The organism is Methanoregula sp. (assembly GCF_002835825.1).
Lineage (GTDB): Archaea > Halobacteriota > Methanomicrobia > Methanomicrobiales > Methanospirillaceae > Methanoregula.
In genome coordinates this window covers 1-5276 of sequence record NZ_PIZH01000143.1, presented here as the reverse complement: position 1 = coordinate 5276, position 5276 = coordinate 1, and the positions used below count along the sequence as shown (strand labels likewise).

The 5276-nt window shown below is 57.1% G+C and carries 5 protein-coding genes; 3 read left to right on the top strand and 2 right to left on the bottom strand.

Features of this window, described 5'->3' with window-relative positions; all coding sequences use genetic code 11:
• Together CW742_RS06530 and CW742_RS06525 are read left to right on the top strand one after the other, a co-directional pair.
• A partial coding sequence (locus tag CW742_RS06530) for a hypothetical protein (protein WP_292418123.1) occupies nt 1–812 on the top strand: 812 nt, incomplete at its 5' end.
• Between the two features lie 261 nt (nt 813–1073).
• Complete coding sequence (locus CW742_RS06525) at nt 1074–2084, top strand: PAS domain S-box protein (protein ID WP_292418122.1); 1011 nt, start codon at nt 1074–1076, stop codon at nt 2082–2084.
• 63 nt (nt 2085–2147) lie between these two features.
• Here the strand turns inward: CW742_RS06525 and CW742_RS06520 are convergent, their stop codons facing one another.
• Nucleotides 2148–2795, bottom strand: coding sequence for a GNAT family N-acetyltransferase (locus CW742_RS06520; protein ID WP_292418119.1), 648 nt, complete (start codon nt 2793–2795; stop codon nt 2148–2150).
• 617 nt (nt 2796–3412) lie between these two features.
• Between CW742_RS06520 and CW742_RS06515 the strand changes: the two genes are divergently transcribed.
• Complete coding sequence (locus CW742_RS06515; protein ID WP_292418117.1) at nt 3413–3997, top strand: carbonic anhydrase; 585 nt, start codon at nt 3413–3415, stop codon at nt 3995–3997.
• A 170-nt stretch (nt 3998–4167) separates the two neighbouring features.
• On the opposite strand, the gene CW742_RS06510 is transcribed toward CW742_RS06515, so the two are convergent.
• Nucleotides 4168–5276 (bottom strand): C13 family peptidase (locus CW742_RS06510; RefSeq protein WP_292418115.1); only part of this gene is annotated, 1109 nt, incomplete at its 5' end.

The window sequence follows — 5276 nt, the reverse complement described above, 5'->3', positions numbered from 1 at the left end:
CAGAAGTACCGAGCCGGGTGCGGGAACGCTACCTCGAAGCAGCCGTGCCACTGATCGCGTTTGGCATCACGGGTGCCGGCATCCTCCTGTGGGTAGCAGGATACCCGGTTGATTTCCAGTACATCGCTATTGGCTGCACAATCAGTTCGTTCATTCTTGCTTACCTGGCATGGATCCGGCCGCGAAAGGATATCGTGGCGCTCTCGACCCCGATCTACGGTATCATTTTTCTGACTGCCCCCATCGAGGCAGGAGCCGGGGCAGTACTCCAGCTGCTCTATGCGACTGGACTGACAATTCTCCTTATACGATTGAAACGTCGTTTCAGCGACGAGATGTGCGGAGCCGCAGTATTATCACCCAATGAACCGCTGGGTAAATACCAGGCCCGCATTCTTGCGAACCTGCTAACGGTATCCCCCGCTCTCGCGCGTGCAGCGGGAAGGGTCTTTATCCGGTTTGCCGAAGGGGAATACGAAGAGTCCTGCAGGCTCGCTTCGGGTGTACCGGAACTGGCCGATGTAACCACTCCCGGCCTGCTTGAGAGGGCATTTGCCATAGTATCCTTCCAGGCAGGCCGTATGGGGGAAACGGGCCCCGTTCCTGATGAATTCCCGGAGTTTTCCGCTGAACATCAGCACCTGCTTTTCTCATCCCTGCCTGGCAACCCGGACAGGGAGAGGTCGTACAGTCTTCAGCTGGAAAATGCCCTGATCCTGCTCTACGTAGTTGCTCTTTCGAGTACTGATACTGAGATCCAGGCAAGCCTGGACATGCTCCGCCCCTTTGCCCGGCGCCTGTGCGGGAAGTGACAGGAAGATAAACCTCTCCAAATCCGATAATAAACGCCAATAAGGAATGGTGAGAAAGAGTGATGGGATCAGTCCTGGTACCTGGTGATATGGTTCAGAGGTGTGTATATCATCCATGAAAAGGCAGGTACTGCCCATCTGACCGGTATGCTGTGCGCTAGTGCACAAACACTATGCACGATATCTATGTATATCACAGCCACTAAATAAGCGTTATTACATATCTTTCACGATAGCAGCCGATCTGTGCAGGGGAGAGACATGACAGGGGAGATTCAGAGTACGGATGAAGCCGCACGGATCCGTGCCGTGTTAAAAGAACATCCCCTTGGCATGAGCATCAAGGAGATCTCCGCTGCCGTGAACATGAGCCGCAACTCCGTGGCAAAATATGCCGAGGTCATGACCACTGCCGGGCAGCTGGATGTCCGTCATGTCGGAAACGCCAAGCTCTATACTCTCTCCCACCGGGTCCCTGTCTCGGATCTCCTCAACCATGCAAAAGAACTGATCATTGTCCTTGATGGTGACCTCCGAATCATCCAGGTCAGCGGCTCGTTCTGCATGTTTGCGGGCATCCCCCGGGAATCCGCCCTTCATTCCCGGCTCAGCGCTCTCCCGTTCCCCTTACTCTCTCAGGAAGACGAGCGGGAAATTGCCCCCCTCCTTGCCGGCGGACCCCTGTGGAAAAAGGAGATCACCGTTGTCCATAACGATGCAGAAGTCTTTTTTGAGGGTCGCTTCATCCCGACCACCCTGGAGAACGGCTCTTCCGGGATAACCCTTATTCTCGAAGACATCACCGAACGGACGATCGCACGGCGGGCTTCCGAGGAACGCGACCGGCTCCTCCGGACGCTCTTCCAGATCCCGACCACCCCCCGCTTCTTCATTGACAAAAACCACAAGGTTGTGTACTGGGACCGGGCGCTGGAGATCCTTACCGGGATCCGGGGGGAAGAGGTCGTGGGGACCAGCGACCACTGGAAGGCATTCTACTCCCTGCCCCGTGCGTGCCTGATCGACTTCGTGGTTGATCGCAACGTGGAGATGATTGCCCGCCAGTTCAGCGGCATGTGCTTGCGCAGTGACGGGACTGAGGGCAGAATCGAATGCACGGATTTCTTCCCGGATATGCATGGCGGGGGACGATGGCTCCGGGTCACGGCATCGCTGATCCGGGATACCACGGGTACGGTCACCGGGGCGATGGAGACCATTGAGGATGTCACCCACCTGCGGAAAGGTCATTTCATTATCCAGCAGGCGTGATTATCCGAAGGACGCACCTGCTTTCCCGTCCACGTAAACCAGAAACCGTTATCGTGGGGACCGTCAGGGAGTACCAGGAACCATATCAGGCTCCCCCGGTTCCCGCCGCATGGGTGTGACCTGGATACTGTCGAGATCCCCAAAAACGAAATCAAAGCGATCGCGAATGCTTGCCGGGAGCTCCGCTTCGGGGATGAGGCGGAAACCGAGGCTGCCATAGAAATTGACCAGCTCGGTCTTGGAGTGCATGAACAGCGTCTCGTTCCTTCCGCACTCCTCGATAAGGAGAATCATGACCGAACGGGCAAATCCCCGCAACCGGTATTCCTCCAGGACATAGACCGCATCCACCTCAAGCCCGTCCTCGTGCCGGGAACACCGGGCAACGCCGATGATCCGCTGGCCCGAGAAGACCGCAAAGAGCCGGTCGTGCGACGGGTCAGCCTTCTGCTGGTGGTAGTGGATCCAGAGCTCGCGTTCCGCCCGGACCATCTCTGCCGGAGTGAGTTCCCGGGCCGTGACGGCCTCGACCATCCGTTCCGCAGACGGTGCGGTCTTCTCCGAGAAGATGACCTTCCCTATGTGACGGATGAAGTGCGGGCGGATGGCGAGAAAACCGCTGCTCTCCTCACCGGCAAGGGAATAGAGCGTGAGGAGGGTTAAGTCTTCATTATACCGATCGGACTCGGCAGGTGCGGTGATCGTTGGCATGGTCCGGGACTCTTTTGGACAGGTAGTGCTGCCCGTTGTTCGTTACATGTTATTGGTCATGCACGATAAGAGTGATGTCCGGGTGAGTTATACCAACCGGATAACAAAGAGGGCAGGATGATTACCGGCCCCTTCGGCCCTTCGGGCCTCAGCAGGTCGAAGAACCCTTCAGGTTCTCCTCCTGCTCCGGGCCTTTTGGCCCGTCGAAAGTCGAAGATCTTTACTGCTCTTCTCCTGCTCCGGGCCTTTTGGCCCGTCGAAAGTCGAAGATCTTTACTGCTCTTCTCCTGCTCCGGGCCTTTTGGCCCGTCGAAAGTCGAAGATCTTTACTGCTCTTCTCCTGCTCCGGGCCTTTTGGCCCGTCGAAAGTCGAAGATCTTTACTGCTCTTCTCCTGCTCCGGGCCTTTTGGCCCGTCGAAAGTCGAAGATCTTTACTGCTCTTCTCCTGCTCCGGGCCTTTTGGCCCGTCGCATCTCACAGAACCTTTCGGCGCCTTATCATGATTCAGTCCTTTGAGCCTCATCAAACCGTAACCTTCTTTCATCCTCCGGACAAGTATCAATACATCATACGCCGGTGCGTGCGCCGGTCTATGTACACTGTCAGAGGTGTGTGTATGGCGATTGATAAGTTATTACTAGGGAACCTAAGGTTTCGGGAATCCGATTTTACCCCGAACATTGACTATTACAAGGAACTGGCTGGCAGCCAGCACCCGGAGACCCTCTGGATCGGATGCTCGGATTCCCGGCTCCAGACCGGGCACATCACGCAGGCCCGGGCAGGCGAGCTCTTTATCCAGCGGAACATCGGCAACATCGTCCCGGTCCATGACTGGAACTTTGCCACCGTGCTCGAATACGCGGTCATGCACCTGAAGGTGAAAGACGTTGTGATCTGCGGGCACTCGAACTGCGGGGCAATCAGGGCGCTCGACAAGGAGAGCACGGATGCATATATCCCGCTCTGGCTGAACAATGCCCGCGAGGCAAAAGACCGGGTCGACTCAAAGATCGAGATGCCGCATACGCCTGAGGAACAGGAGAAGCGGTACCGGATGATCGAGCAGGAGAATGTCCGGCTCCAGATCGAGCACCTGTTCACGTATCCGCTCTTAAAGAAGGCCGTTGCAGAGAACCGCGTGGCAGTCCACGGCCTCTACTATGACCTTGGCACGGGTGCGCTGAGCCGGATCTCCTGAACGATCAGTGCCCGGTCCCGGATCCACCGGCACCAGAGATCCGGTTCAAACTTTTTCCCCATTCCAAAAACGAACAGCGGAACAGCGAGAGCCAGCTTCCGCAACAGATTCTTGGCGGGCCCCTGTTACGACCTGCCGGTATGCTTTCTCCAAAGGCACAGCCCGGGGCATCAGGGAGAAAGGTAGGCCATGACCGGTGTGTCAAGATCAAACTGCCCGGTGTCGACCATACGGACATGCGAGCCGGTCACGGTCTTATATGTGGCAGGATACAGTTCGCGGAACGTGATCTCCGGATTTGCCCTGAGTGTCGAAAGAACGCTGGACGTAAACTCGTCGGACAGCCACTGTTTGATATCCATATCGTAGACTGCCCCAAGCGATGGCTCGTTCTTTGCAGCACCGGTCAGGTAGTAGATGCCCGGTGCGGTTGCCCCGGTGGCGATACTCTCCCCAAAGCAGGTGTCTACAAAGAAAACCATCTGCCGGTACCGGCCATCCCGCGCCATAGCATCGGTGACCGTGGTGAAGTCATCGGTGGTAAAAAATCCGTGCCCGTATGCAAAGACAACCTCGCCCGGCGACCCGTGGCTGGCGATGTACACAAACACGTCCGTTCCGGCATTGCTCTCCAGCACGACCGGTGTGGATGCAGTCCGGTTCCCGGTCAGGACGTTCTTCAATGTGTCTGCGGTAACTGCCGGGCCGGTATAATCCACCAGCGCCCCCACGCGGAGATTCTCCCCGCGGGGAACATTATGGACATCGCCCTTCAGGGGATTTTCCGGGGTTGTCGGGACATCGTCAAACGTCATGAGGATGATGTCCTCATCGGAAACACCGTTCTTCCGGAGCAGGGTATAGACACTGAGGGCGTCGGACTGGTGCCGGTAATTTCTCCACCCCTGAGACGGGCCAACGATCACAGCCCGGAATGCCGTTCTCTCGCGGGCTGCAGAATAGGGGTCGGAATGCGTTATCGACATGAGCGCCTCAGACGCCCGGGTTCCCCCCGCAGATACCTGATCGCTCTTGGAACCTGCCGTGAGGTTCTCCGAACTGATGGTTTTGAGAGTCTTAAATGTCCCGTTGTCCACGGTCCAGTGGGAGTACCACGTGATGATCGGGTCAACACCCAGGACTACATCATATTCCAGTCCGCCGCTCGCACCGGTGATCCAGGGCATTGCCCCGGTCCGGATGTCGGTAAGGGCAGTGCGGACACCCGTTTCGTTCCAGCCGGTCACGGTGGCTTCGCCCTGCACAACCTGGTATACCG